This window comes from Mesorhizobium sp. 113-3-3 (assembly GCF_016756495.1).
Taxonomy (GTDB): domain Bacteria; phylum Pseudomonadota; class Alphaproteobacteria; order Rhizobiales; family Rhizobiaceae; genus Mesorhizobium.
In genome coordinates this window covers 197,743-224,216 of record NZ_AP023243.1, presented here as the reverse complement: position 1 = coordinate 224,216, position 26,474 = coordinate 197,743, and the positions used below count along the sequence as shown (strand labels likewise).

The window sequence follows — 26,474 nt, the reverse complement described above, 5'->3', positions numbered from 1 at the left end:
ATGACAGGCGATGAAAATATTGGCGCAATGGTTGAAGGCGAGGACACCTCGCTTCTGATCGTCGATGACGACAAGCCGTTCCTCACGCGTCTCGCCCGCGCCATGGAAACCAGGGGTTTTGTGGTCGAGACCGCCGAGAGCGTCGAGGAGGCGGTGGGCAAGGCTCGCGCCAACCCGCCGGCCTACGCCGTGGTCGACATGCGGCTCGGCGACGGCAACGGCCTCGACGTCGTCGCGGCCATCCGCGAGAAGCGCGAGGATTCCCGCACCATCATCCTGACCGGCTACGGCAACATCGCCACCGCGGTGACCGCGGTGAAGCTTGGCGCTGTCGATTATCTGTCGAAGCCCGCCGACGCCGACGACATCTTCGCCGCGCTCACCCGCACCTCGGGCGAGCGCGCCGCGCCGCCGGAAAACCCGATGTCGGCCGACCGTGTGCGTTGGGAGCATATCCAGCGCGTCTACGAGATGTGCGAGCGCAACGTTTCCGAGACAGCGCGCCGGCTCAACATGCACCGCCGCACGCTGCAGCGCATACTGGCCAAGCGCGCGCCGCGCTAGAATCCAGGACACGCAAGGGCAATTGCCTTGGGCCGATTCGAATTCGCGGTGGAGGCCATACATTATCGAAGTCAGCGCTGCCCCTCATCGCCCTGCCGGGCACTTCTCCCCGTATAGAGACGGGGAGAAGTGGCTGGCCCGGATGTCGGCGCCCTTCTTGCAACGTTGGCGATTGGCGAAACCGGCGATGACAGCGCCCCTCTCCCCGTCACTATACGGGGAGAGGATGCCGGCAGGCAGGTGAGGGGCGGCACCGGCATTTGGACAATGAAGCCTGCCGAACAGGCGGCATAACGGAGGCGACATGCAGGGTTTGAAGCAGCGGCCGGTTTCCGTCTTCCGCGAATTCCTCGACAGCGAGGCGGCCGGCGGCATCATCCTGATGATCGCGGCCGCCCTGGCGCTGATCGTCGCCAACTCGCCGTTCGCCGAGACCTATTTCTCCGTTCTGCATGCCTATCTAGGCCCGCTCAGCGTGTCGCACTGGGTCAATGACGGGCTGATGGCGGTGTTCTTCCTGCTCGTCGGGCTGGAGATCAAGCGCGAGATGCTGGACGGCCAGCTGTCGACCTGGCCGCGTCGCGTCCTGCCCGGCATTGCCGCGGCCGGCGGCATGGTGGTTCCGGCGCTGGTCTATGTCCTGGTCAACCGCGACAATTCGGCGGCACTCTCCGGTTGGGCGATCCCGACCGCCACCGACATCGCCTTCGCGCTCGGCGTTTTGTCGCTGCTCGGCAGCCGCGTGCCGGCCTCGCTGAAGGTCTTCCTGACCGCGCTTGCCATCATCGACGACCTCGGCGCCGTCATCATCATCGCCATCTTCTATACGAGCGGCCTGTCGCTCGCCTATCTCGGTGCCGCCTTCGCCGTCATTGCGGCGCTTGTCGTGCTCAACCGCATGCGGGTGATGACGCTGGTGCCCTATCTCGTGCTCGGCGCAATCCTGTGGGTGCTGGTGCTGAAATCGGGCGTCCATGCCACGCTTGCCGGCGTTGCGCTGGCGCTGACCATTCCGCTCGAACGCTCCGCCGGGATCGGCCACGACCTTGACCATTCGCCGCTGCACCGGCTCGAGCATGGCTTGCACAGGATCGTACCCTTTTTCGTCATCCCGATCTTCGGCTTCGCCAATGCCGGCGTTTCGCTCGCCGGCCTCAGTTTCGGCGCGCTGATCGAGCCGCTGACGCTGGGCGTCGCCGCCGGCCTCGTGGTCGGCAAGCTGGTCGGGGTGTTCGGTTCCTCGGCGCTTGCCATCAGGCTTGGCCTCGCCGACCTACCCGCGCATGCCGGATGGTCGCACATGATCGGCATCTCGCTGCTCTGCGGCATCGGCTTCACCATGAGCCTGTTCATCGGTCTGCTCGCCTTCGCCAGCGATGTCGCCCTGCAGGATGCGGTCAAGGTCGGCATCCTCGCCGGCTCCTTCATCGCCGCCATTCTTGGCGCCGCCATTCTGCTGATGGCACCGGCGGCAGGTGGGACTGAAGAGGAGACGGAGTAGGGGCGGTCAACGAACCTGGGTTCTGCGAGCTACTCGCTCTCCCCCTCCAGCGCCGGCACCGAGACGCCGGCCAGCTCCGCCGCCAGCAGCCGCGCCGCACCGGCGCGCGCGATCCGCAGCATCAGCGCCTTGCGCGTCGCCGCCGCCATGCGGTGCTCCGGCGCATCGCGCAGAATCTCGGCGCCGTAGCCGTCGGAGAGGATGAAGCCGCACTCTTCGGGGAAGATTTCCGCCGGCACGCCGGGATGGGTGGCGAAGAAGAAGCGGTCGGAATGCAGCCGGTAATCAGGCCATTTGCGGTCGACCCGGAAATCCTCGATCGAGGATTTGATCTCGATGATCCAGATGTCGCCCTGCCTGGTCAGCGCCACAAGGTCGGCGCGGCGGCCGGTCGCCAGCGAAAGCTCAGGCAGCACATGCGCGCCCATTGCCATCAGCAGCCGCTGCACGCCCCGCCGCACCAGCATGGCGCGTTCGGACTGGCGACCGTCGATGAGCGGGTTGATTGCGATAGGGGAAATGATCGGCATGGCAGGCACCATGCCAGATTTTGTTCACGGTTTGAACCCTTTTTGCAGAGGGCGATCTGAAGTATTCCCGTCTTCCCCATGGGTGGTAGCTTTCGGAAGCTGCGCACGGTACGTTTCGAATTCCGTAGGGTCTTTGAGGCGTCCTGTGCCACTTCCAGCGTTTCTTCTCGCGGTGACGCCAGTCGTTATATTTATATATTTCAGTATTTTTGATATAAAAGCAATTCACTGGCGAAAAACCGAGAGAAGGTCCCTTCTGTACGTTTATTTGACGCTTCATGTAGCCGTCATTATTGGGATAGTTGTATCCTTTTTCGAGTTATATATTAAAGAATGATGGCGGCCTGCCTCCGGTTTCCGGCCCGTCAAGGGCAAATACCTATTTCACTTCTAGGTTTGTAAACCAGATAATCGCCTTGCGCGGGGCGATTGCATATTCGGGCAGACCTATGACCGATGCAGACCCGCAGGAGTTCGGCAGGAGGAAAGTCGAGTCGATCCAGTGGACTGGTGCGGCTCTGAATCAGTTCGATTCGCGCTGACGAACGCGCTGTTTTTCGAGGAACCGCTTGGCGTGTTCCCCCCACTCCGCAGCCGTTGTCTTGTGCTCTTGAACATACGTTTCGAAAGCCCTGCGCAGAGCGTCAAGGTCCAAAACCCAAAACGGCTCGTCTTTTCCATCGTTCAACATTGCATCACCCAACCCCATTGGGCCGAGGGTATGCCCTTCAAATCAAGCCTTCAAGAACCGATCCCGACTTCTTTTGGGTGTATCTGCTCGGTCAAATATGCATACGCTGGAAACAGCAGGACAGGTTCTACCCTCAACACCCGGCCTGTCCGTGGACGGGACTTCAGTCTCAATTGAGCTGTAGCTAATATGCATATAGCTTAGGCAGTGCGGAGACGATCCCAAAGCCTGACCCGCAACGACCCGGCACGACCCCATGTCCCCCCGACTGCGAGCGTGCCGGGTCGTTTCTACAGGTGCGTGGCAAGCGGTGCATCCAAGGCGCGATTGCTTACGGAGCAACGGGTCGGTCTAACAGACAATCGCTTCATGCCGGCCGATTACAGGGTTGGCAAACTCCGGTCCGGCCCGAGCGAGCCTCCCGCGATCGCGCAATATCGGGCTGAGGGCGGTCTGGTATCCATCCCTGCGGAACGGCTCTATGTCGAGGCGATCAACTTCGGTTCTTCACTAGAGAGCGGCAGGACTAAAGTCTTGCGTGCCGGTGTGCGAAGGTCTGAGGGACCTTTTAGGTTCCACAAATGTCCATTGGACGTTCCATTACTTTAGTTAGTCGGCATATAAAGGATGACGCTAGGGAATATGCCTTGCGGAATGGCCGGCGCAGTTTGGCCTTGGGTCTATAGGGGGACTGCACCGGCCATTGCGGGTTTGGGCTTTTGGGTGTGATTGTCCCGCGTTGATCAACCTATATGTATATTAGCAATCGCGCAAATAAGACTGAAGTCCCTGGTTCGATCGGAGCTTGCCGCATCGGGCCTGCGGTTCGACAGGCCGATTGCCCGCATCCCGGATGGTCGAGGCGACCTATGTTTGACAGATGGTCTAGATCAATGGGCGCTGGTCCTGGACAACAGGTTTAGGACCAGCACACCAGCCAGGATCAGGCCCATGCCAATGAGGCCCGCGGCATCCGGCTTTTGCCCATGGACAATCCAGGCGACCAGCGCGACAAGGACGATGCCACCGCCGGCCCATACAGCGTAGGCGATGCCGATCGGTATCCGGTCCAACACCTGCGCGAGGAAGAAGAACGCCGCCCCGTAACCGAGCAGCACCACTGCCGAGGGACCCAACCTGGTGAAACCTTCCGAGGCCTTCATCGCGCTCGTTGCGATGACTTCGGCGATGATGGCCAGGGCAAGAATGGCATAAGCAGGCACGGCGAACCTCCATCGATGGGAGGCATCTAATGATCAGAAGCCGATGGCGTCGTCACGTTCACGTTCCCGTGATCGGCGCCTGCGCCTCGCAGTCAAGCGGACTGCGAAACAGTCCTGTCGCCAGGCGCCGCAGCCCCTGCCATGTCATCCAGGATCGGGCAATCGGGCCGCTCATCGCCATGGCAGGCGTGGATCAGTTTCTGCAGGGTCGAGCGCATCGACTGCAGCTCGCGCACCTTCTCCTCGATCGCCGTGACATGGGCGGCGGCGATCTCGCGCACGTCGGCGCTGGCGCGGCCGCGATCCTGGTAGAGCGCCATCAGCTGGCGGCAATCGTCGATTGAAAAGCCGAGGTTGCGCGCGCGGCGCAGGAAGGTCAGCCGGTGGATGTCGTCACCGGAATAGTCGCGGTAGCCGTTGGCGGCGCGCGCAGGCGCGATCAGACCGATCTCCTCGTAGTAGCGGATGGTCTTGGCCGGCAGACCGGACCGCTGGGCTGCATCACCGACATTCATGACTGATCCTCGATTCCAGGTAACCGTTTGATGTCGCCCCCATTGAATTTCCTCCACAATCCGGTGAGGGCTGTTGCTGAAATGCCATAGTGATACGCTTACCAGCATGTATGGCCACGCATATAGGCATCGTGCGCTTGGCAAGCAAAGCAATTGCCAGCATGAATGATGGTAACAAAGCGGCCGACTCGTGCCGCTGACATTTGGGCGGGGCTCCGGATCACCACATGCGCATGAAGTCGCTTGCAATAATTGCCGCATTGGCGCTGTCCACGGCCATCGCCGGCTGCAGCACCATCGGCGGGCAGATCTTCTCCAACGACTACGGCGCAGTGACCGATGCTGGCTACCAACTGCCGCGCATCCCGATCGAAAAGGTGCCGAGGCAGTATCACCGGCAGGAAGTGAACTACGATACCAAGGAAAAGCCGGGCACCATCATCGTCGACACGCAGAACAAGTTCCTCTACTTCGTCGAGGGCGACGGCCGCGCGATCCGCTACGGCATCGGCGTTGGTCGCGAAGGCTTCGAGTGGCACGGTACCGCCCACATCGCGCTGAAGCGCGAATGGCCGACCTGGACGCCGCCCCGCGAAATGATCAGGCGCCAGCCGGAACTGGCGAAGTTCGCCGATGGCATGGAGCCGGGCCTGAAGAACCCGCTCGGCGCGCGAGCCATGTATCTATTCAACAAGGGCGGCGACATGGGCTACCGCCTGCATGGCAGCCCGGAATGGAATTCGATCGGCAAGGCGATGTCGTCCGGCTGCATCCGGCTGATGAACCAGGACATCATCGATCTTTATGACCGCGCCTCGGTCGGCGCAAAGGTCATCGTGATGTAAGGACCAGGATCCCTCGCGGGATCATGGTCAAACGAGAAGACAAGTTTCGTACGCGGACCGTCTAGGCAACAACGGACGTCCCAAACAGAAAACCGGGCAATTCGGCCCGGTTTTTTGTTGTTTGCAATTGAGATCGTGCCGGCAGCGGCAGTGGTCAGGAGACCTGTTCGACCTGCTGCACTTCCGGCACGAAATGCCGAAGCAGGTTCTGGATGCCGTGCTTCAGCGTAGCCGTCGATGACGGACAGCCGGCGCAGGCGCCCTTCATGTGCAGGAACACCGTGCCGTTCTCGAAGCCGCGGAAGGTGATGTCGCCGCCGTCCTGGGCCACCGCCGGGCGCACCCTGGTGTCGAGCAGTTCCTTGATGGTGATGACGAGTTCCTCGTCCGCCTTGTCGTAGAATTCGCCGGTCTGGCTGGTCTCCGCGGCCGGGCCGCTTTTCGCCATGACAGGCGCGCCGGACATGAAATGCTCCATGATGGCGCCGAGGATCGCCGGCTTCAGGTGCTGCCAGTCGGGCCCGTCCTTGGTCACGGTGATGAAATCGTAGCCGAAGAAGACGCCAGTGACGCCGGGGATTTCGAACAGCCGGCCGGCCAGCGGCGAGGCCGTCGCCGCGCTGTCGGCATCACGGAAATCGGCGGTGCCTTCCAGCAGCACTTCCTTGCCGGGCAGGAATTTCAGCGTCGCCGGATTGGGCGTCGATTCGGTCTGGATGAACATGGCCGTCTCCGTGCCCGTTTTGGGCAGATAGTTTGGAATAGTTCTAAATAGGCTTTATCGGCTGGACATTCAAGCGAAACGCATCGCCCGAACGGCTGGCTGGCGGAATGTTTTTGCAGACCCTGCACTCAGGTGGAGATGTGCTGAGATTCAGGTCAGGCCGAGTCGAAAATGGCTGATGCCGAGAACCGGAGCGGAGCGTACTTGAAGTACGTGAGCACTGGAAGCGCAGGTGTCAGCCATTTGCAGACCGGCATCACCTGAATATCAACACATCTCAAGCGAGGCTGTCGATCTCCTCGTCGGACAGATTCTGTGGCACCACCGTGACCGGAATGGGGAAGGCGGCGCCCTTGCCGGCCACGGCGCCGACCAGCGGCCCAGGACCTTCCTTGCCGGCGCCGGCCGCCAGCACCAGGATGGCGATGTCCTGGTCTTCCTCGATCAGCTTGTGGATCTCTTCCGTCGGCTTGCCTTCGCGCACCACCATCTCCGGCTCGATGCCGAGCTTCTGGCGCACCTTGTTGGCGTAGCCATCGAGAGCCGCGCGCGCCGTGGCGGTCGCCTCCTCGCGCATGATCTTCTCGACGCCCAGCCAATGCTGGAAATCGTCCGGTACGATGACATAGAGCAGCACCAGCGTGCCGCTGGTGCTTTGCGCCCGCTTAGAGGCGTAGGCGACGGCGCGTTCGCACTCCGGCGTATCGTCGATGATCGTCAGGAATTTCCTGCGATGACCGGCTTCGCGGCTAAGGCGTTTGGAGACCATGTCAATCTACCTAGTGTCGTGATTTCGAAGTTCGCCTGCTTTCGATATCTCGCTCCGAGCGAACTTCGAAATCAAAAGCGACACTAGAAATCAATAGTTTGCTCGTGTCCCTGATTTTGAAATTCGCATTACCCTTGATATCCAACTCTAGCGAATTTCAAAATCAGAGACACGAGTGCTATTGCGGCCGCAATCTGCCACCGCAGCGGACCGGCGGCAAGCCGCCGGTCCCTGGGCCGGTATCTCTTGGGCAAGATATCCTCGGGCCAGATGCATTGAAGCCAGTACGGTGCTGCGGTGCACTGACGACAGGGATCAGCCCTGCAGCAGCCCGATAATATCGCGCACCGTCTTCATCGTCTTTTCGGCGAGCACGCCGGCGCGTTCGCCGCCGTCCCTGAGCACCGCGTCGACATAGGCGCGGTCGCCCTCGATGCGGCGCATCTCGCCGGCGATCGGCGCCAGTTTCTCCACCGCAAGGTCGGCCAGCGCCGGCTTGAACACCGAAAACTGCTGGCCGCCGAATTCCTTCAACACGTCGGCCTTCGACATCTCGGCCAGCCCGGCATAGATGCCGACCAGGTTTTCCGCCTCGGGCCGGCCTTCCAGCCCGTCGACTTCGCCCGGCAAGGCCTCCGGATCGGTTTTGGCCTTGCGGATCTTCTTCGAGATGGTGTCGGCATCGTCGGTCAGGTTGATGCGCGACAGGTCCGACGGGTCCGATTTCGACATCTTCTTCGAACCGTCGCGCAGGCTCATGATGCGCGCCGCCGGGCCGCCGATCACCGGTTCCGTGATCGGGAAGAAGCCGTTCACCGTCTCCTCGCCGACCTGCATCTCGACGCCGACGCCAAGCCTGGCGATGCGGTCGGAAAAATCATTGTTGAATTTCTGGGCGATGTCGCGGGTCAGCTCCAGATGCTGCTTCTGGTCCTCACCCACGGGCACATGCGTGGCGCGGTAGAGCAGGATGTCGGCCGCCATCAAGGAGGGATAGGCGAGCAGGCCCAGAGAAGCATTCTCGCGGTCCTTGCCGGCCTTGTCCTTGAATTGCGTCATCTTGTTCATCCAGCCGATGCGCGCGACGCAATTGAAGATCCAGGCGAGCTCTGCATGCTGCATCACCCGCGACTGGTTGAAGACGATATGCTTCTTCGGGTCGATGCCGGAGGCAAGGAAGGCGGCGGTGATCGAACGCGTCTGGTCGGCCAGGTCGTCATAAACGAGCTGCGCGGTCAGCGAATGCAGGTCGACGACGCAATAGATGCAGTCGGACGTGTCCTGCAGGGCAACAAATTTCTTGATGGCGCCGAGATAGTTGCCGAGATGCAGATTGCCGGTCGGCTGGACGCCGGAGAAGACGAGTGGCTTGAAGGCGGACATGGTTTCCTCATGGCTTGTGGAGGGCCGTTTCGCGCGCGGCGAAAGTCTTTCGACGGCGCGCTTATGAACGAACACGGCTTTACGATCAAGACCGCTGTTGCGGTCGGCTTGCCCCGGCTATTCGTCCAGGCCGGTCTTTGCCGCCGGTGGTCCTGCCTTGCCCGATCCGCGTTTGACATTGCGCCGGATCATGCCGAAATCGGCGCCGCCGGTGGCAAAGGCGGTGACGAAATAGAGCAGCGCTCCGCCGGCCACCAGCGCCAGCAGCGTCGTCGCCTTGACCACCAGCGGCGAGCCCGGACCGAGCCGGACGGCCAGCCAATGCTCGGCGAAATACAGCGCCACCGCCATCACCGCGGCCGACAGAACAAGCCGGGGAATGCGCTTCAGGAGCGGCACGTCGCGGCCCCAATGGCCGCGCCGGATCAGCACGGCCAGCAGCATCAGCGCGTTGACCCAGCCGGCCACGGCCGAGGCGACGGCAATGCCGGGCGCGCCCATCCTGGGAAACAGCGTCAGCGCGGTGGCGACGTTCACCGCCACCGAGATGGCGGCGAAGATCATCGGCGTGCGCGTGTCCTCGCGCGCGAAATAGCCCGGGGTGAAAGCCTTGATCAGCACGAAGGCCGGCAGGCCAAGGCCGAAGATCGCCAGGATCGCCGCCACCGTCGGGGTCGAATGGTTGGCGGCGAATGCGCCGCGCTCATAGACCAGCCGCACGATCGGCTCCGACATGACCCAGAGTGCCGCCGCCGCCGGCAAGGTCATGAACAAGGTGAACTCGACGGAGCGGTTCTGCAGATTGGCGGCCTCGATGAGGTTGCCCGACTTCAGCGCCCGCGACAGTTCCGGCAACAGCACGATCGCCACCGCCACGCCGACGACGCCGAGCGGCAGCTGATAGACGCGGTCGGCATAGGCGAGCGAGGACACCGCGCTGTCCTGCGCCGACGCGATCGCGGTGCCGATCAGCTGGTTGATCTGGGTGATGCCGCCGGTGATCGCCGCCGGCAGGGCCAGGATCAGCAGGCGCTTGACGTTCGGCGTCATTTTCGGCCTGCGAAAGCCGATCGAAATGCCGGCATTGCGCACCGCCACCCAGACGATGGCGAGTTGCACGAGCCCCGCCGCCAGCACGCCCCAGGACAGGCTGAAGCCGACGGCATGCGCATCCAGCCCGTGATACCAGGCATAGCCAAGCACGCTGATCAGGATGATGTTGAGGAAGGCGGGTGCGATCGCCGCCGCGAAATAGCGGCGCAGCGAATTCAGCATGCCCGCCATCATGGCCGCGAGCGACATGCAGATGAGATAGGGGAACATGATCGTCGCCAGCAGGACGGTCGTCTCGAACTTGCCCGGCGTGTCGGCAAAGCCCGGCGCCACCAGGTAGCGCACGATCAGCGGCATCGCCAGTTCCATGACGATGGTCAGCGCCAGCAGCGCCGAGAACAGCACGCCGAACACTTCCTCGGAAAAGCGCTTGGCGCCGTCGGTGCCGTGCGTCTCGATCTCCTTGGCGAACAGCGGCACGAAGGCGGCGTTGAAGGCGCCTTCGGCGAACAGCCGGCGAAAGGTGTTGGGGAACTGGAAAGCGGCGTTGAAGGCGTCGGCCACCGGTCCGGTGCCGAGCGCTGCAGCCATCAGCATCTCGCGGCCGAATCCGAGCGCGCGGCTCATCAGCGTGCCGGAAGCGACGGTGGCGAATTTCTTGACGAGGCTCATGCGTTCGAGGACTGCCTGTGGGATTGGGACAAGGTGAGGATGGCAGTCACTCGGCGGCCGCCTTGGCCTTGCCGCCGCGTTCGGGCGCGATGCCTTCGAGCGTTGCCATCAGCCGGTTGCGGATGGTGGCGACGCGGGCCGGGTTGTCGATCTTCTGGCCGGTGAGGTCCGTGACATAGAAGGTGTCGATGACCTTCTCGCCGAAAGTGGTGATGTGCGCCGAAGCGATGTCGAGCGACAGGTCGGACAGCGTGCCGGTGATCTCCGACAGCAGGCCCGGGCGGTCGAGCCCTTCGACCTCGATGACCGAGAACCGGTTCGACAGCGTGTTGCGGATTTCGGCGCGCGGCGGGATCTTGAACACCTTGGCGCCGCGTCGCGGCTTGGTGCGCTTCTCAATCATCTCCGGCAGCCAGCTCTTGCCCGACAGCACGTCCTCGATCAGCCGGCCGACGCGCTCGGCGCGCCGGCGTTCGTCCTCGTCACGGTCGAACTCCCGCGAAATCAGGATGGTGTCGAGCGCGCGGCCGTCGGCGGTGGTGAAGATCTGCGCGTCGACGATATTGCCGCCGGCACCGACGCATGCCCCGGCAATGACGGAGAGAAGACGGGGATGGTCCTGCGCCAGAACGGTTATTTCGGTCACCGCCTCGAATTGGTGGGTCTTGACCATGGTGGCGAGCTTCTTGCCGGCCGCGTCGGCCTCGCGGACGAATTCGGCGTGGCGCAACTGATCCGGCAGGTCGACGGTCAGCAAATAGTTCTCGTAATGCAGCCCGACATACCGCTTGCGCTCCTTGTCGGGCCAGCCGGCGAGCGCCTCGGCCAGACGTTCGCGCGCCGCCGCCGTGCGCTGGGCGCGCGACACCTCCGAGAAACCGCCGGTCAAGAGCAGTTCGGTCTCGTAATAGAGCGTGCGCAGCAACTGGCCCTTCCAGCCGTTCCACACACCCGGTCCGACGCCCCTGATGTCGCAGACGGTGAGGATCAACAGCAGCTTCAGCCGCTCGACCGACTGCACGATCGAGGCGAAATCCTCGATGGTCTTGCGGTCGTTGAGGTCGCGGGTCTGCGCCGTCATCGACATGACGAGGTGGTTCTCGACCAGCCAGGCGACGGTTTCCGTGTCGGCCGCCGACAGTCCCATATGCGGGCAGATGCGCCGTGCGATGCGGGCGCCGGCCTCGGAATGGTCTTCCGGCCTGCCCTTGGCGATGTCGTGCAGCAAGACGGCGACATAGAGCGCCTCGCGGCTCTTCTTCAGGCCGGGCATCAGCGAATGCGACAGGGGATGCACCTTCTCGCCATCGCCGCGCTCGATCTCGGCCAGCACGCCGATGCAGCGGATCAGGTGCTCGTCGACCGTATAGTGGTGATACATCGAGAACTGCATCATGGCGACGATCTTGCCGAAGTCGGGTATCAGCCGCCCGAGCAGCCCGGCCTCGTTCATGCGCCGCAGATTGAGTTCGGCATTGCGGTCCGAGGTCAAGATGTCGAGGAACAGCCGGTTGGCCTCCTCGTCGCGCCGCAGCGATTTGTTGACCAGGCCAAGCGAGCGGGTGAGCAGCTTCAGCGCATCGGGGTGGAATTCCAGCCCGTGCTTGTCGGCGAACCAGAACAGCCTGAGCAGATTGACCGGATCGCGCTCGAATACCTGGTCGTCGGCGATGTTGATGCGGTGGTTGTCGACGATGAAATCGGACGTGCCGGCAAGCTTGCGCTTGCGGCGCTGGAAGGTGAGGAAGATGCGGTTGAAGCCGGGTACGTGCTTGGCTTGCTCCTCCTCGAGCGCCGCGCAGAAGATGCGGGTCAGGTCGCCGACATCCTTGGCGACGAGGAAGTAGTGCTTCATGAAGCGCTCGACCGCCGACAGGCCGGGATGGGTGGTGTAGCCGAGCCGCTCGGCGATCTCGCGCTGGATGTCGAAATGCAGGCGCTCCTCGGCCTTGCCGGTGAGGAAATGCATGTGGCAGCGCACCGCCCACAGGAAGTCCTCGGCCTTCTGGAACTCGCGGTACTCGGCCTCGGTGAAGACGCCTTTTTCGACCAGTTCCTCGCCGGTGCGCACCCGGTAGAAATATTTGCCGATCCAGAACAGCGTCTGCAGGTCGCGCAGGCCGCCCTTGCCGTCCTTGACGTTGGGTTCGACCAGATAGCGGCTCTCGCCGGCCTTGGCGTGGCGCTCGTCGCGCTCGGCGAGCTTGGCCTGGACATATTCCGGGCCGGTCGTGCGCACCACCTCGTGGTCGAAGCGCAGCATCAGCTCGTCATAGAGCTTGCGTTCGCCCCACAGGAAGCGCGCTTCCAGGATCGAGGTGCGGATGGTGATGTCGGTGCGCGACAGCCGCAGGCACTCATCGATGTTGCGGGTGGCGTGGCCGACCTTCAGGCCCAGATCCCACAGCATGTAGAGCATGTATTCGACGGTCTGTTCGCCCCATGGCGTCTGCTTGTAGGGCAGCAGGAACAGAAGATCGATGTCGGATCCCGGCGCCAGCGTCCCGCGGCCATAGCCGCCGACCGCCACGACCGCCATGCGTTCGGCCGACGAACGGTTCTTCACCCGGTAGACATGAGTCGCCGCGAAATCGTAAAGCGCCCGGATCAGCTCATCCATCAGATGCGACAGCCGCTCGGCGCAGGCATTGCCGCCGCCATCCTCCTTCAGCATGGCCTCGGCAATCTTCCGGCCTTCGGCGAGCCGGGCCTTGAGAAGCTGCAGCACGCCGGTGCGGGCTGCTGCTCCCGAACCGTCGCCCGCCGTGGCCGCCGTCAGCGCGGTCATCTCGCGGCGCAAGGCTTCGCCGTCGATCAGTTCATCGAGCTTCAGGGAGATTTTCGCCATAGGTACCAGTCGGCCTTGCCATTTGGGCGGCGTCTATAGCGTGTTTTCGCGGCGCTGGGTATGGGGCTCGCTGGTGGCGCGGCAGGCGGGCTAGTCCGTTGCCTCGATCGGATCGAGGGGAACGACGATCCGTTGCCGGAATCTGCAGAAATCGGCGATCCACCGTACGGTTCGCCCGGCCTCTCTGCTGATTCTCACGGCCATCGGCTTCCTCTGCCTTCCCATAAGCCCGCTCGCGGTCCGCGCCGCATCGCGTTCTTGGTCAAGCAGGCTTGGCAGCTTTCCGCCGACGAACTGATCCTGTGCGCAAAGCGCCGGAACAAGTTGGTAGATGGTCTTGCCGGCCGACAGGACGGGATTGAAGATGAGATCATCGGTGGCAATGTTGACCTGCGCCGTTGCCTCCAGAAAGTCGCGCGCCGTTTGCCGCGAGAGCAGATAACCGCCGGCCCCCGGATGGCCCTTGCGGAGGCGGACCATGGAAAAGCCATGTCCGGCAGAGGTCCTTCTCCTCTGGATCACGGTTGAGGAGAAGAACGTCTCGAGCTTCACGACATCGGCGTCCGCCGGCACCCAGCTCGTATCGCTCAGCAATGCCCCGGCCTTGCTGGAGAAGACCATGTCGTCCTCAAACACAGCGCCGTATGGGGCCTCGTCCTGCGCAATGATCGTCCAGCAGGCTCGATGACTGTGCAGGCAGGCGATTTCGCTGCCGGCGAGCGGCCGGTTGGCATGTATCGCGTGCTGCGGCTGCAGCATCAACTCGGGATGTTCCTTGCCATCGATCCCCGCGACCCGCTCGAACCCGATGCCCATCCGGGCGAATTCCTTCGACATGTGGGCAAGCCGATCGGGAGATCGATCGAGGTTGATGACCAGACGCTTCATTTCGCGAGCTATTTGTTCGAAACCTTGCTTCCACGGAACCGGCGGGAGCCGCCAAGCACTGCGGGAGCCCTCTAGCACAGGTGATGCTATGGTTTGTTGATCTTTCCGGCGTGGATATCATGCCGCGCTGGGAGAGCCAACAGAGAGCCAGGCTTTTAAAACCGGCCTGACTTCCCGGGATTGCCGTGACATTACGCCCGATGTGGCCGCCAGTTGTGCGGGCGAACTGCCAGTTGCGGGCTGAAAACGAAAAAATCGGAACAGCCCTTGACCTTCCAGTTACTGGAAGCACTACCTCCGCAACCAGGCAGAGGCATAAAGGCATTTTTGACATGACGCATCCAGACCATGACCATCGCGGCGATCACCACGCACATGGCGCGCACGGCAGCTGTTGCGCGTCGAAGGGCGCCGATGCTGCGGCCGTTCTGCGCGATCCGGTCTGCGGCATGACCGTGGATCCAGCCGCCGGCAAGCCGACATCGGAGCATGGCGGCCGCCTCTATCATTTCTGCAGTAAAGGCTGCCGTTCGAAATTCCAGGCCGGGCCGGAACAGTATCTGACGGCCACCGACCCCGTCTGTGGCATGAGCGTCGACCGCTCGACGGCGAAGCACTTCATCCGCCATGAAGGCCAGGGCTTCTACTTCTGCTCCGCCGGCTGCAAGGCTAAATTCGAAGCGGCGCCGCAGGCCTACCTAGGTGACAAGCCGGCGCCGCCGCAAGCGCCCAAGGGCACGCAATACACCTGCCCGATGCATCCGGAGATCGTCCGCGACAAGCCCGGCTCCTGCCCGATCTGCGGCATGGCGCTTGAGCCGATGGGCGTGCCATCGGGAGATGAAGGACCAAACCCCGAACTGGTCGACTTCACCAGGCGGTTCTGGGTCAGCGCGGTTCTGTCGATCCCGCTTCTGGTCATCGCCATGGCGCCGATGCTCGGCCTTAGCTTCGAAAACCTGGTCAGCGACCGGACAAAAACTTGGGCGGAGTTGGTGTTGGCGAGCCCGGTGGTGCTCTGGGCCGCCTTTCCCTTCTTTCATCGTGGCTGGGAGTCGGTCCTCAACCGCAGCCCCAACATGTGGACACTGATTTCGCTGGGCGTCGGCGCGGCCTACCTCTACAGCGTCGTCGCCACGCTCTTCCCCGACATCTTCCCGCATCAGTTCCGCGGCCATGGCGGTGCGGTGCCGGTCTATTTCGAGGCCGCCGCCGTCATTGTCGCGCTGGTCTTCCTCGGCCAGGTGCTGGAATTGCGCGCCCGCGAAAAGACCGGATCGGCAATCCGCGCCTTGCTCGATCTGGCGCCCAAGACCGCGCGGCGTATTGCCGAAGACGGTTCCGAGACCGACGTGCCGCTGGACAGCGTCACGGCCGGCGATCGCCTGCGCATCCGGCCCGGCGACGCCGTGCCGGTCGACGGCACCGTGCTCGAAGGCCGCTCCTCCATCGACGAATCCATGATCACCGGCGAACCGTTGCCGGTCGAAAAGGCCGAGGGCGATGCGCTGACCGGCGGTACGCTCAACAGACAAGGTTCGCTGATCATGCGCGCCGAACGGATCGGTGCCGAGACCACGCTGGCCCGCATCGTCGAACTCGTCGCCAAGGCGCAGCGCTCGCGTGCGCCGATCCAGGGCTTGGCCGACCGCGTTTCCTTCTACTTTGTCCCGGCCGTCGTCCTCGTCGCCGTCGTGGCCTTCATCGCCTGGGCCGTCTTCGGCCCCGAGCCCAGCCTGGTCTTCGCCATCGTCTCGGCGGTCTCGGTGCTCATCATCGCCTGTCCCTGTGCGCTCGGCCTCGCCACGCCGATGTCGATCATGACCGCCACCGGGCGCGGCGCGCATGCCGGCGTGCTGATCAAGGAAGCTGCCGCGCTCGAACGCTTCGCCTCCGTTGACACGCTGATCGTCGACAAGACCGGCACGCTGACCGAAGGCCGGCCGAAACTGACGGATGTCGTCGCGGCGAACGGCTTTTCCGAAGACGAATTGCTGGGTCACGCCGCGAGCCTGGAGAAGGGCTCGGAGCATCCGCTGGCCGAGGCCATCGTCGAGGGCGCCGCGGCGCGCGGCGCAACCGTCACGGACGCCGGCGATTTCGAGGCGGTTACCGGGAAGGGCGTTTCCGGCACGGTGTCGGGCAAGGCCGTCGCGCTCGGCAATGCCGCGATGATGGACGATCTCGGCGTCGACATTTCCGCCGTTTCGGCCAGCGCGGAAGCGCTGCAGGGCGACGGCAAGACGGCGATGTTTGTCGCTGTCGGCGGCCGACTGGCCGGCATCGTCGCCGTCGCCGATCCGGTCAAGGCGACCACCGCCGAGGCGATCAGGGCGCTGCATGACAGCGGCCTCAGGATCATCATGGCGACCGGCGACAATGAGCGCACGGCCAACGCGATCGCCAAAAGCCTCGGCATAGACGAGGTTCGCGCCGGCTTGTTGCCGGAACAGAAGGCAGCGCTGGTCGAGGAACTGCGCGGCAGGGGCGCCGGTGTCGCCATGGCCGGCGACGGCGTCAACGATGCGCCGGCTTTGGCCATCGCCGATGTCGGCATCGCCATGGGCACCGGCGCCGATGTCGCGGTCGAAAGTGCCGGCATCACCTTGGTCAAGGGTGACCTCAATGGCATCGTCCGAGCCCGTACGCTTGCCCAGGCGACGATCGGCAACATCCGCCAGAACCTGTTCTTCGCCTTCCTCTACAATGTGCTTGGCGTGCCGGTCGCGGCAGGCGTGCTCTATCCGATCACCGGCATGCTCTTGTCGCCGATGCTGGCGGCGGCGGCGATGAGCCTGTCCTCCGTCTCGGTCATCGCCAATGCATTGCGGCTGCGGACGTTGAAACTCTGATCCAAACCCCCAAATACGAAACCCAACCAACAGGAGACCATGAATGACCTTGGCCAAGAAACTCGTGCTTTTGCTGATGGCGGCCGGAATGCTGCTCGCCGTCTTCCTCGAAAGCGTTCCGGCGCAGAGCGAAGAGATGAAACACGACATGTCTGGCATGTCGATGGATGCGACCAGCCCCTCGACCGAGGGCTACAAGGCGGCGATGGACAAGATGCATGCCGACATGATGGCGTCGCAATACACCGGCAATGCCGATGTCGATTTTGTCAGGGGCATGATCCCGCACCATCAGGGCGCCATCGACATGGCCAAGGTCGAGCTTGCCAACGGCAAGGACCCGGAAATCCGCAAGCTCGCCGAAGGCGTCATCGCCGCGCAGGAAGCCGAAATCAAACAGATGCAGGACTGGCTCGCCGCGCATCCGGTGAAGTGATCGCCCCTGGCGGCTTCGATCTGGATTTCTCCCGGCGATTGTGTTGCGATGCGTCTTGACCGCGCCGGGATTGTCTCATGCCATCAACGATAAGAACCACCAGACTGCCCTCCGGCGAAGCCGTTCAGGTGCTCGGTCAGGGCACCTGGAAGATGGGCGAGGATTCGCGCCGCCGTGCCGATGAGGTCAACGCCCTGAAGCTCGGCCTCGACCTTGGCATCACGTTGATCGACACCGCTGAAATGTATGCCAGCGGCGGCGCCGAGGAGGTGGTGGCGCAAGCCATTGCCGGCCGCCGCGCCGAGACCTTCTTGGTCTCGAAAGTGCTGCCATCGAACGCGTCGCGCGCGGGTGTGCAACGCGCCTGCGAGAACAGCCTCAAGCGCCTGCGCACCGACCGCATCGACCTCTATCTCTTGCATTGGCCCGGCAGCGTGCCTCTGGTGGAGACGGTCGAAGCCTTCGAAGCCTTGAAGAAGGCCGGCAAGATCCGCCATTGGGGCGTCAGCAATTTCGACACCGACGAGATGGAAGACCTGGCCGGCTTGCCAGATGGCGGCAACGTCCAGACCAATCAGGTGCTCTACAATCTGGTCAGGCGCGGCCTCGAATTCGATCTGGCGCCCTGGAGCCGCAAGCGCGGCATCCCGCTGATGGCCTATTCGCCGGTCGAGCAGGGCGCGCTGGCGCGCAATGCCAGGCTCAATGCCGTCGCCGCCCGCCACAATGCCACCCCTGCGCAAATCGCCTTGGCCTGGGTGATGCACCAGGACGGCATCATCGCCATCCCAAAGGCCAGCAGCCAGGAACACGTCCGTCAGAATGTCGCCGCACTCGACATCGAGCTTACGCCGCAGGACGTCGCCGACCTCGACCACGCCTTTCCGCCGCCGACACGCAAGCGCGGCCTGGAGATGATCTGACAGCGATGAAGCTGCCAATCTCCCCCACGAGGGGGGGGATTGGCGGTTTCGGCGCCGGCGCGCGGATGTTAAAAATTATTTCCCGACCAACCCCTTCAGCCGGTAGTCGAACTCGCGCCCATTTGCGCTTAAGGAAGCCGGCGACCTCGCTTCTGCGTCAAGTCGAATAGCGTGATATGATTTTGTCGCCTCTCGTCGAGGGTTCTTGTCCACTGCTCGGCTGAAGGCTAAATCTGCCTGCCTATCTGTCAGGAGCGCTGCTGTGCTGAAACGCATTATCAGGTCTGTCTTCAAAAAATACGGGTACAATTTTTTAAAAACAGAAAACCTATACGACATAGGAAACACGAATTATGCATCGATAAGTGTCGTAAACGAAATGGATGGAGAGGGTCGCATCCTTTTCATGTATATGGCAGATGAAGTAAGCAGGACTCACATTTTGTCGGTAAAGAACGTGAAAGAGATTATGATCTCTTGTGAAGAAATACTAAACTATCAAGACTGACGGCGCCTTAAATCCCTTTGGTCTGAGACTTTTTCTCATTGGCTGCCGATTAGCCCCTTCAGCCGGTAGAGCGCTTCCAGCGCTTCCCGTGGCGTCATCTCGTCCGGGTTGATGTCGCCAAGGGCGGCGCCCAGCGCGTCGCTCTTCACCGGCTTCGCAGCCTCCCGCTTCACCGCAACGGAAAACAGCGGCAGGTCGTCGACCAGCCGGTTGGTCTTGCCGGAAACCTCGCCTTCCTCCAGCTGGTGCAGCACCTGCTTGGCGCGGTCGACCACTGCTTCCGGCAGGCCGGCCAGCCGCGCCACCTGGACGCCATAGGAGCGGTCGGCGGCACCCTTGCCGACCTCGTGCAGGAAGACGACGTCGCTTTCCCATTCCTTGACCCGCATGGTGACATTGTGGAGCCGTGCCAGCTTGCCGGCGAGCGAGGTCATTTCGTGGAAATGGGTGGCGAAGATCGCCCGGCAGCGGTTCTTCTCATGCAGATATTCGACCGCCGCCCAGGCGATCGACAGGCCGTCGAAGGTGGCGGTGCCGCGGCCGATCTCGTCGAGGATCACCAGCGCCCGTTCGCCGGCCTGGTTGAGGATCGCCGCCGTCTCGACCATCTCGACCATGAAGGTCGATCGGCCGCGCGCCAGATCGTCCGAGGCGCCGACGCGCGAGAACAGCCGGTCGACGACGCCGATATGGGCCGATGCCGCCGGCACGAAGGAGCCGGTCTGTGCCAGGATGGCGATCAGCGCGTTTTGCCTAAGAAACGTCGATTTACCGCCCATGTTCGGGCCGGTCAGCAGCCAGATCGCGCCGTTCTTGGCGCTTCCTTCCGGCGACAGGTCGCAATCATTGGCGACGAACGGCCCTTCGCCGGAGCGGCGCAACGCCTGCTCGACCACCGGATGCCGGCCGCCTGATATCTCGAAGGCAAGGCTGGAATCCACCACCGGCCGGCACCAGGCTTCGCTTTCCGAAAGCAGCGCCAGCGCCGCCGAGACATCGATCGCTGCGAGCGCGTCGGCGCCGGCACGGATCTTTTCCGCCTCGCCGACCGCTTCCGCCGTCAGCGCATCGAAGGCGGCGAGTTCGATGCTGAGCGCCCGGTCGGCGGCATTGGCGATCTTGGTCTCGAGCTCGGCAAGCTCGGTCGTGGTGAAGCGCATGGCGTTGGCCATGGTCTGGCGGTGGATGAAGCGCGCCTTGGCGCCATCGCTGCCGGTCATGACCGCGTGGTGGTTGGCGGTCACCTCGATGTAGTAACCCAGCACATTGTTGTGCCGGATTTTCAGCGAGCGGATGCCGGTCTCCTCGATCAGCGAGCGCTCCAGCCCGGCGATCACTTTTCGCGATTCGTCGCGCAACGCCCGCATCTCGTCGAGTTCCGGGTGGTATCCGCCGCGGACGAAACCGCCGTCGCGCTTCAAAAGCGGCAGTTCCTCGCCGAGCGCCTGCATCAGATGCCGGGCAAGCGCCTGTGGCAGCGCCTGGATGGCGGCCATTGCTTCCGCCAATTCCTGGGGCAGGGCGGTTGCGGCGAAGATTTCAACGATGGCGCTGGCCGCCTCGAAGCCGGCGCGCAGTGCGCCGAGGTCGCGCGGGCCGCCGCGGTTGAGCGCCAGCCGCGACAGCGCACGCGGCATGTCGGCGACGCTCTTCAGGCTCGTCCGCACCGCCTGGCACAGCCGGGTTTCGGAGCGGAAGAAGGACACCGAGTCCAGCCGCGCGCCGATCGCCGCCGGGTCGGTCAGCGGCGCCATCAGCCGGTCGGCAAGCAGCCTGGCGCCACCGCCGGTCACCGTGCGGTCGATCGCCTTGAACAGCGAACCCTCGCGGCTGCCGGACAGCGTGCGTAAAAGTTCGAGATTGCCGCGCGTCGCCGGATCGATGAACAGGGTCGAGCCCTGCTCCTCGCGCTCGGGCCGCGACAAAGGCGGCCGCTCGGCCTTTTGCGTCTTCTCGACATAGGCGATGGCGCCCGAGATCGCCGACAGTTCGGCGCGCGAAAACGTACCGAAGCTGTCCGGCGTCGCCACCTCGAAGAACCGGGCGATGCGCCCGGTGGCCGACGCCGAATCGAACAGCGACGGCGGCTGCGGGTTGGCGACGCGGCCGAGCACGTCGAACACCGGCCTCAGTTCGGGATCGTGGAACACCGGCTCGGCGACGATCAGCTCGCGCGGATCGACACGGAAGATGTCGGCGAGCAGCCGGTCGGCGGTGGTCTCGGCGACGCGGAAGGCGCCGGTCGAGATGTCGATCCAGGCAATCGCGAAGCTGTGGTCGCTGCCGCCCTTCACCCGCCCGAGCGCCATCAGGAAGCTCGATTCCGACGGCGCCAGCAATTTGTCCTCGGTGATGGTGCCTGGCGTCACCAGCCGCACCACGTCGCGGCGCACCACCGATTTGGAGCCGCGCTTCTTGGCTTCGGCCGGATCCTCGATCTGCTCGCAGACGGCGACGCGGAATCCCTGGCCGATCAGCTTCTGCAGATAGTCGTCGGCCGCGTGCACCGGCACGCCGCACATTGGAATGTCGTGACCCTGGTGCTTGCCACGCTTGGTGAGCACGATGCCCAGCGCCCGGCTCGCCTTTTCGGCGTCGTCGAAGAACAGCTCGTAGAAATCACCCATGCGGTAGAACAGCAGCGAATCCGGGTTCGCCGCCTTGATCTCGATGAACTGCTCCATCATCGGCGTCACAGCAGCGCCGGGCTGCGGCGCCGTCATCACCTCTGGGGCGTCGGGCTCGTTGGCTATGTGCATGTTCATGGCGCGGCACGCTAGCAGATGTGGCGGCCGGATTTAATGCCGGGGCTTCGAAAAGCAGGGGAAGACCGAGGCGATCGTTTGCATGCAATTGCCATCGGCCTGCGATTCCCGCGCGCTGGCGGTTTACACGCGGCGGCGCGTGGTCTTAATTCGGACCGAAACAAAGCACCCCGCCTCAAGGAGGTGCTGCATCGGCGAGGAAATCAAAAGCATCATGGCCAGGAAAACCGAGAACAACGGTCCCTCCGTCAGCGCGCAGGAAGCGCTCGAATTCCACGCGATGGGCCGGCCCGGCAAGCTGGAGATCGTCGCCACCAAGCCGATGACGACGCAGCGCGACCTGAGCCTCGCCTATTCGCCAGGTGTCGCCGTGCCGGTGCGCGCCATCGCCGAGGACCCGAGCCGCGCCTTCGACTATACGACGCGCGGCAACATGGTGGCCGTCATCTCAAACGGCACCGCCATCCTCGGCCTCGGCAATCTCGGCGCGCTGGCCTCCAAGCCCGTGATGGAAGGCAAGGCGGTGCTGTTCAAGCGCTTCGCCGACGTCGATTCCATCGATCTCGAGGTCGACACCGAGGACGCCGACGAATTCATCAACTGCGTGCGCTTCCTCGGGCCGTCCTTCGGCGGCATCAACCTGGAAGACATCAAGGCGCCGGAATGCTTCATCATCGAGCAGCGCCTGCGCGAACTGATGGACATCCCGGTCTTCCATGATGACCAGCACGGCACCGCCATCATCTCGGCCGCCGGCCTGATCAATGCGCTGGAAATCACCGGCCGCGACATGAAGACGACGAAAATGGTCTGCAACGGCGCCGGTGCCGCCGGCATCGCCTGTATCGAGCTGATGAAAGCGATGGGCTTCGCGCCGGAAAACATCATCCTGTGCGACACCAAGGGCGTGGTCTATCAGGGCCGCACCGAAGGCATGAACCAGTGGAAGTCGGCGCATGCGGTCAAGACCGACACGCGCAGCCTTGCCGAGGCGCTCGACGGCGCCGATGTCTTCCTCGGCCTCTCGGCCAAGGGTGCGCTGACCACCGCCATGGTGCAGTCGATGGCCAAGAACCCGATCATCTTCGCCATGGCCAATCCCGATCCGGAAATCACGCCGGAGGAAGTCGCCGAAATACGCACCGACGCCATCATGGCGACCGGCCGTTCGGACTATCCGAACCAGGTCAACAATGTGCTGGGCTTCCCCTACATCTTCCGCGGCGCGCTTGATGTGCGTGCCACCACCATCAATGACGACATGAAGATCGCCGCGGCCAAAGCGCTTGCCGAACTGGCGCGCCAGGACGTGCCCGACGACGTCGCCGCCGCCTACCAGGGCAACCGCCCGAAATTCGGCCCCAATTACATCATCCCGGTGCCGTTCGACCCGCGCCTGATCTCGGCCATTCCGCTGGCGGTGGCCAAGGCGGCGATGGAGTCCGGCGTCGCCCGCAAGCCGATCCTCGACCTCGACCGCTATGCGCAGGAACTGTCGGCGCGCCGCGACCCGATCGCCTCCACCTTGCAGCGCATCTACGACCGTGTGCGCCGCCAGCCCAAGCGTATCGTCTTCGCCGAGGGCGAGGAAGAGCAGGTGATGCGCGCCGCCGTCTCCTATGTGAACCAGAAGCTCGGCACCGCCATCCTGCTCGGCCGCGACGACATCATCAAGGAAAACGCCAAGCACGCCGGCATCGACCTCAACAAGCAAGGCATCGAGATCATCAATGCAAGGCTGTCGCGCCGCAACGGCATCTACACTGACTATCTCTACGAGCGCATGCAGCGCAAAGGCTTCCTGTTCCGCGATTGCCAGCGGCTGATCAACAACGACCGCAACCACTTTGCCGCCTGCATGGTGGCGCTGGGCGATGCCGATGGCATCGTCACCGGCGTGACGCGCAACTATTCCACCGCGCTCGACGATATCCGCCGCGTCATCGACGCCAAGCCCGGCCATCGCGTCATCGGCGTCTCGATCGTGCTGGCGCGGGGCAAGACGGTGCTCGTGGCCGACACCGCCGTGCACGACATGCCGAACGCCGAGCAGATCGCCGACATCGCCGAGGAGGCGGCAGGCTTTGCCCGCCGCATGGGCTATGAGCCCAGGCTCGCCATGCTCGCCTATTCCACCTTCGGCCACCCGCAAGGCGAGCGCTCCGAGCGCGTCCAGGAGGCCGTGCGTATCCTCGACAAGCGCCGCGTCGATTTCGAGTATGACGGCGAAATGGCCGCCGACGTCGCGCTCAATGCGCGGGCCATGGCGCAGTACCCGTTCATCCGCCTCACCGGTCCGGCCAATGTGCTGATCATGCCGGCCTTCCACTCGGCTTCGATCTCGACCAAGATGCTGCAGGAACTCGGCGGCTCGACGGTGATCGGCCCGCTGCTGGTCGGGCTGAACAAGCCGGTGCAGATCGTGTCGCTGAACGCGAAGGATAGCGACATCGTCAACATGGCGGCGATTGCGGCCTATACGGCGGGGACTTGAGGGAAGGCGCAAGCCAACGATCCGGCTGTTCCAACACGGCGGCGCTCAAACGCCGCCGCCCCACCCCATAAGACATTGATAAGATTCGGCTGATATAGGGAAGCTCTTGCCGACATGCCGTAACGGCATCCACGGCGCGCTCAGACCGCTAAATGGGGGTGCGGCCATGAAGCATGACGGAGTTTCCGTGTCCGCGGTCGGCCCGGCGGTCTACCACGATGAGCGGCTGGACGCCTTGCTCAGCATCACCGGCCGCATGGACGGCTATCTCTACCGCTGCCGCAACGACGCGTCCTACACCATGCTCTATATCAGCGACGGCATCTTCACCGTCAGCGGCTACCGGCCGAGCGATTTCATTCACAACGCGGTGCGCGACTATGTCTCGGCCATCCATCCGGATGACCTGCCATCGGTCTATGCCGCCGTCGACGCCGCGCTCGAGGCGCGCTGCAACTGGAACGTCGACTACCGCATCGTGCCGAGGGCCGGCGAGCCCCTCTGGGTCCGCGAGATCGGTGGCGGTGTCTGGGACGAGGCCGGCGAGCTCGAATTCCTGGAAGGTTTCGTCGTCGACATCAGCGACCGCAAGGTCGTCGAGGACCTCAACGCCCAGCTGCTTCTGGATCTGAAGACCGCCAACGAGGAATTGTCCGCGCAAAAGCGCGAGATCGAGGAGGCCAAGCAGCAGAGCGACCATTCGGCCAACCACGATGCCTTGACCGACCTGCCCAACCGGCGTGCCTTCCACAACGAGCTCAAATCGGTCGTCGCCCGCTGCGGCGCCACCGGCGAGGCGGCAGGGCTTTTGTTCATCGATCTCGACCGGTTCAAGGAAGTCAACGACACGCTCGGCCACGAGGCAGGCGATGCGCTGCTGCAGCGCGTGTCGAGCCAGCTTCGCTCGATCCTGCGCAGCGCCGATTTCGTTGCCCGGCTCGGGGGCGACGAATTCGCCTTCCTGTTCTCGGCCGACACCGAACTGGCGCGGCAGAAGGCCGTGCGCGTCGCCGAACGCATCCTGGAAAGGTTGCGGATCAAGGTTCCCACGCCCAACGGCGCCATCCAGGTCGGCTGCACCGTCGGCGTGGCCATGTACCCGGCGGAGGCCGCCGACTCCGAAGCGCTGATCGCGCTCGCCGACCGGCTGATGTACATCGGCAAGAAGAGCGGCCGCAACCGGCTGGTCACTGCCACGGAAATGGCGCCGCAACAGCCTTCGTCCAGGCCTCGCCTCCGCAAGACGGCGTAGAGCGCCGACTCCGAAACCTGAGGGTTGACCGCGCCGGCTTCAGCCCGGTGCGAACGCCCGTGCCGCTTCGACCACGTCCTTGATCTGGTCCTGCCGCAGCAGATCGATCGGAATGCGGCCGTCGAGTTGCGCCGTCGGGCGCGTCAGCCACAGCCAGGCGAGCCTCGGATTGCCGATCAGCGACTGCACGTCGCTTATGCCGGCGACCGGCCTGCCGTCGACGAATTGCGCCAGCGGAAAGACATGTTTGCGGCCGCCCTTGCGCAAGGCGATGACATCGCCGCGCCTTTGCCAGCGGTGCAGGGTCGAGCGGGCAATCTGCAGGTTTTCTTCCAGATAGGTCGAGCCGGCGACCCGACCGGCCCAGTCCTCGATCAGCATTGATTCGAGATCCTCGGACCGTGGCGGCGCGGAAAGCGCTTCATCGGGCTGCAAGCCCGTCGGCATATCCGTGGCGCCGGCTTCGCTGCGGCGCGCGGCTTCCGCCGCCAGCGCGCGCACGAATTTCGAGGCAAGACCGGGAAGGTCGGCATGAATGGCGTCGATGGCGCGTTGGTGCTTTGGCGACAGCAAGGTGACGGCGGATGCTATGCTGCCGGCGATCTTGCCGACCGAGACCACGGTGGACTGGTTTATGGCTTCGTCATAATGGGCAAGCGCGCGCTCGACATCCTCCGCGACCATCTCCGCGAAGTCGTCCTGTCCAAGACCGGTTGTCTGAAATCTGCTCATGCATCTGTCTTCCGGCTGCGCGCTCCTCCCTCAGCCGCGGCCGATTGCTGAATGTCTACTGCGGAAAACGGAAATCATGGCGGCAACGCGTCGCGCCGCCCGACAGCTTGCTGTCTTGCATCTTTCAACACCCCATCTGGCTGCGGGCATCCCGAAATGTCAGTCACGGGAGGCGCTCGATTTCATGTAGGAGCGATATGTGACAACTGCGCGACGGTGAGTCACCCTCACCCGCCCTCCGCTTCGCTTCGGGCGACCTCTCCCCAAGGGGAGAGGAGACTGCCGGCGCCGGCGCTTTCCTCTTCT

General features: G+C 63.6%; 19 protein-coding genes. 8 read left to right on the top strand and 11 right to left on the bottom strand.

Going from position 1 to position 26,474, the window contains the following annotated elements; all coding sequences use genetic code 11:
- Complete coding sequence (locus tag JG746_RS01025) at positions 1-564, top strand: ActR/PrrA/RegA family redox response regulator transcription factor (protein WP_010913121.1); 564 nt, start codon at positions 1-3, stop codon at positions 562-564.
- A gap of 304 nt (positions 565-868) precedes the next feature.
- Complete coding sequence (gene nhaA, locus JG746_RS01020) at positions 869-2,065, top strand: Na+/H+ antiporter NhaA (protein WP_202356493.1); 1,197 nt, start codon at positions 869-871, stop codon at positions 2,063-2,065.
- Between the two features lie 29 nt (positions 2,066-2,094).
- Here the strand turns inward: nhaA and JG746_RS01015 are convergent, their stop codons facing one another.
- From JG746_RS01015 to cueR, 3 genes are all read right to left on the bottom strand, one after another.
- Positions 2,095-2,595 (bottom strand): MmcB family DNA repair protein, encoded by a 501-nt coding sequence (locus JG746_RS01015; RefSeq protein WP_167514825.1) that lies wholly within the window; start codon positions 2,593-2,595, stop codon positions 2,095-2,097.
- 1,581 nt (positions 2,596-4,176) lie between these two features.
- The gene (locus JG746_RS01010) at positions 4,177-4,509 is read right to left on the bottom strand and encodes an SMR family transporter (protein ID WP_202356492.1); all 333 of its coding nucleotides are present in this window, start codon (positions 4,507-4,509) and stop codon (positions 4,177-4,179) included.
- Between the two features lie 92 nt (positions 4,510-4,601).
- A complete protein-coding gene (gene cueR, locus JG746_RS01005) occupies positions 4,602-5,024 on the bottom strand; it encodes a Cu(I)-responsive transcriptional regulator (protein ID WP_202356491.1) in 423 nt (140 codons plus the stop codon).
- Positions 5,025-5,251: 227 nt separating this feature from the next.
- On the opposite strand from cueR, the gene JG746_RS01000 reads away from it, so the two are divergent.
- Positions 5,252-5,869 (top strand): L,D-transpeptidase, encoded by a 618-nt coding sequence (locus JG746_RS01000; RefSeq protein WP_202356490.1) that lies wholly within the window; start codon positions 5,252-5,254, stop codon positions 5,867-5,869.
- Positions 5,870-6,023: 154 nt separating this feature from the next.
- Here the strand turns inward: JG746_RS01000 and JG746_RS00995 are convergent, their stop codons facing one another.
- From JG746_RS00995 to JG746_RS00970, 6 genes are all read right to left on the bottom strand, one after another.
- On the bottom strand, positions 6,024-6,593 hold the full coding sequence (locus JG746_RS00995; protein WP_202356489.1) for a NifU family protein: 570 nt from the start codon (positions 6,591-6,593) through the stop codon (positions 6,024-6,026).
- 277 nt (positions 6,594-6,870) lie between these two features.
- Positions 6,871-7,362 carry a universal stress protein gene (locus JG746_RS00990; protein ID WP_140744643.1) on the bottom strand — a complete coding sequence of 164 codons (492 nt, stop codon included), beginning with the start codon at positions 7,360-7,362 and terminating at the stop codon, positions 6,871-6,873.
- Positions 7,363-7,677: 315 nt separating this feature from the next.
- Positions 7,678-8,745 (bottom strand): tryptophan--tRNA ligase, encoded by a 1,068-nt coding sequence (gene trpS, locus JG746_RS00985; RefSeq protein ID WP_202356488.1) that lies wholly within the window; start codon positions 8,743-8,745, stop codon positions 7,678-7,680.
- 117 nt (positions 8,746-8,862) lie between these two features.
- A complete protein-coding gene (murJ, locus tag JG746_RS00980; RefSeq protein ID WP_202356487.1) occupies positions 8,863-10,470 on the bottom strand; it encodes a murein biosynthesis integral membrane protein MurJ in 1,608 nt (535 codons plus the stop codon).
- Between the two features lie 46 nt (positions 10,471-10,516).
- Complete coding sequence (locus tag JG746_RS00975) at positions 10,517-13,318, bottom strand: [protein-PII] uridylyltransferase (RefSeq protein WP_202356486.1); 2,802 nt, start codon at positions 13,316-13,318, stop codon at positions 10,517-10,519.
- Between the two features lie 90 nt (positions 13,319-13,408).
- Positions 13,409-14,206, bottom strand: coding sequence for a glycosyltransferase family 25 protein (locus JG746_RS00970; protein ID WP_202356485.1), 798 nt, complete (start codon positions 14,204-14,206; stop codon positions 13,409-13,411).
- A 332-nt stretch (positions 14,207-14,538) separates the two neighbouring features.
- Between JG746_RS00970 and JG746_RS00965 the strand changes: the two genes are divergently transcribed.
- From JG746_RS00965 to JG746_RS00955, 3 genes are all read left to right on the top strand, one after another.
- Entirely contained in the window at positions 14,539-17,058 is a 2,520-nt protein-coding gene (locus tag JG746_RS00965; protein WP_202356484.1) for a heavy metal translocating P-type ATPase, read from the top strand.
- A 43-nt stretch (positions 17,059-17,101) separates the two neighbouring features.
- On the top strand, positions 17,102-17,494 hold the full coding sequence (copM, locus tag JG746_RS00960) for a CopM family metallochaperone (protein WP_202356483.1): 393 nt from the start codon (positions 17,102-17,104) through the stop codon (positions 17,492-17,494).
- 77 nt (positions 17,495-17,571) lie between these two features.
- Entirely contained in the window at positions 17,572-18,417 is an 846-nt protein-coding gene (locus tag JG746_RS00955; protein WP_202356482.1) for an aldo/keto reductase, read from the top strand.
- Between the two features lie 543 nt (positions 18,418-18,960).
- On the opposite strand, the gene mutS is transcribed toward JG746_RS00955, so the two are convergent.
- Positions 18,961-21,690, bottom strand: a complete 2,730-nt coding sequence (gene mutS / locus JG746_RS00950) for a DNA mismatch repair protein MutS (RefSeq protein ID WP_202356481.1) — start codon at positions 21,688-21,690, stop codon at positions 18,961-18,963.
- A 214-nt stretch (positions 21,691-21,904) separates the two neighbouring features.
- Between mutS and JG746_RS00945 the strand changes: the two genes are divergently transcribed.
- Positions 21,905-24,184 (top strand): NADP-dependent malic enzyme, encoded by a 2,280-nt coding sequence (locus tag JG746_RS00945; RefSeq protein WP_202356480.1) that lies wholly within the window; start codon positions 21,905-21,907, stop codon positions 24,182-24,184.
- Between the two features lie 166 nt (positions 24,185-24,350).
- Complete coding sequence (locus tag JG746_RS00940) at positions 24,351-25,436, top strand: GGDEF domain-containing protein (protein WP_202356479.1); 1,086 nt, start codon at positions 24,351-24,353, stop codon at positions 25,434-25,436.
- Positions 25,437-25,475: 39 nt separating this feature from the next.
- Here JG746_RS00940 and JG746_RS00935 read toward each other — a convergent pair whose 3' ends face one another.
- A complete protein-coding gene (locus tag JG746_RS00935) occupies positions 25,476-26,168 on the bottom strand; it encodes an antitoxin Xre/MbcA/ParS-like domain-containing protein (protein ID WP_202356478.1) in 693 nt (230 codons plus the stop codon).
- Between the last annotated feature and the right edge of the window lie 306 nt (positions 26,169-26,474).

Coding starts and splice junctions, on each gene's coding strand:
- JG746_RS01025 (WP_010913121.1), top strand. CDS start 1: ATGACAGGCGATGAAAATATTGGCGCAATGGTTGAAGGCGAGGACACC.
- nhaA (WP_202356493.1), top strand. CDS start 869: ATGCAGGGTTTGAAGCAGCGGCCGGTTTCCGTCTTCCGCGAATTCCTC.
- JG746_RS01015 (WP_167514825.1), bottom strand. CDS start 2,595: ATGCCGATCATTTCCCCTATCGCAATCAACCCGCTCATCGACGGTCGC.
- cueR (WP_202356491.1), bottom strand. CDS start 5,024: ATGAATGTCGGTGATGCAGCCCAGCGGTCCGGTCTGCCGGCCAAGACC.
- JG746_RS01000 (WP_202356490.1), top strand. CDS start 5,252: ATGCGCATGAAGTCGCTTGCAATAATTGCCGCATTGGCGCTGTCCACG.
- JG746_RS00995 (WP_202356489.1), bottom strand. CDS start 6,593: ATGTTCATCCAGACCGAATCGACGCCCAATCCGGCGACGCTGAAATTC.
- JG746_RS00990 (WP_140744643.1), bottom strand. CDS start 7,362: ATGGTCTCCAAACGCCTTAGCCGCGAAGCCGGTCATCGCAGGAAATTC.
- trpS (WP_202356488.1), bottom strand. CDS start 8,745: ATGTCCGCCTTCAAGCCACTCGTCTTCTCCGGCGTCCAGCCGACCGGC.
- murJ (WP_202356487.1), bottom strand. CDS start 10,470: ATGAGCCTCGTCAAGAAATTCGCCACCGTCGCTTCCGGCACGCTGATG.
- JG746_RS00975 (WP_202356486.1), bottom strand. CDS start 13,318: ATGGCGAAAATCTCCCTGAAGCTCGATGAACTGATCGACGGCGAAGCC.
- JG746_RS00970 (WP_202356485.1), bottom strand. CDS start 14,206: ATGAAGCGTCTGGTCATCAACCTCGATCGATCTCCCGATCGGCTTGCC.
- JG746_RS00965 (WP_202356484.1), top strand. CDS start 14,539: ATGACGCATCCAGACCATGACCATCGCGGCGATCACCACGCACATGGC.
- copM (WP_202356483.1), top strand. CDS start 17,102: ATGACCTTGGCCAAGAAACTCGTGCTTTTGCTGATGGCGGCCGGAATG.
- JG746_RS00955 (WP_202356482.1), top strand. CDS start 17,572: ATGCCATCAACGATAAGAACCACCAGACTGCCCTCCGGCGAAGCCGTT.
- mutS (WP_202356481.1), bottom strand. CDS start 21,690: ATGAACATGCACATAGCCAACGAGCCCGACGCCCCAGAGGTGATGACG.
- JG746_RS00945 (WP_202356480.1), top strand. CDS start 21,905: ATGGCCAGGAAAACCGAGAACAACGGTCCCTCCGTCAGCGCGCAGGAA.
- JG746_RS00940 (WP_202356479.1), top strand. CDS start 24,351: ATGAAGCATGACGGAGTTTCCGTGTCCGCGGTCGGCCCGGCGGTCTAC.
- JG746_RS00935 (WP_202356478.1), bottom strand. CDS start 26,168: ATGAGCAGATTTCAGACAACCGGTCTTGGACAGGACGACTTCGCGGAG.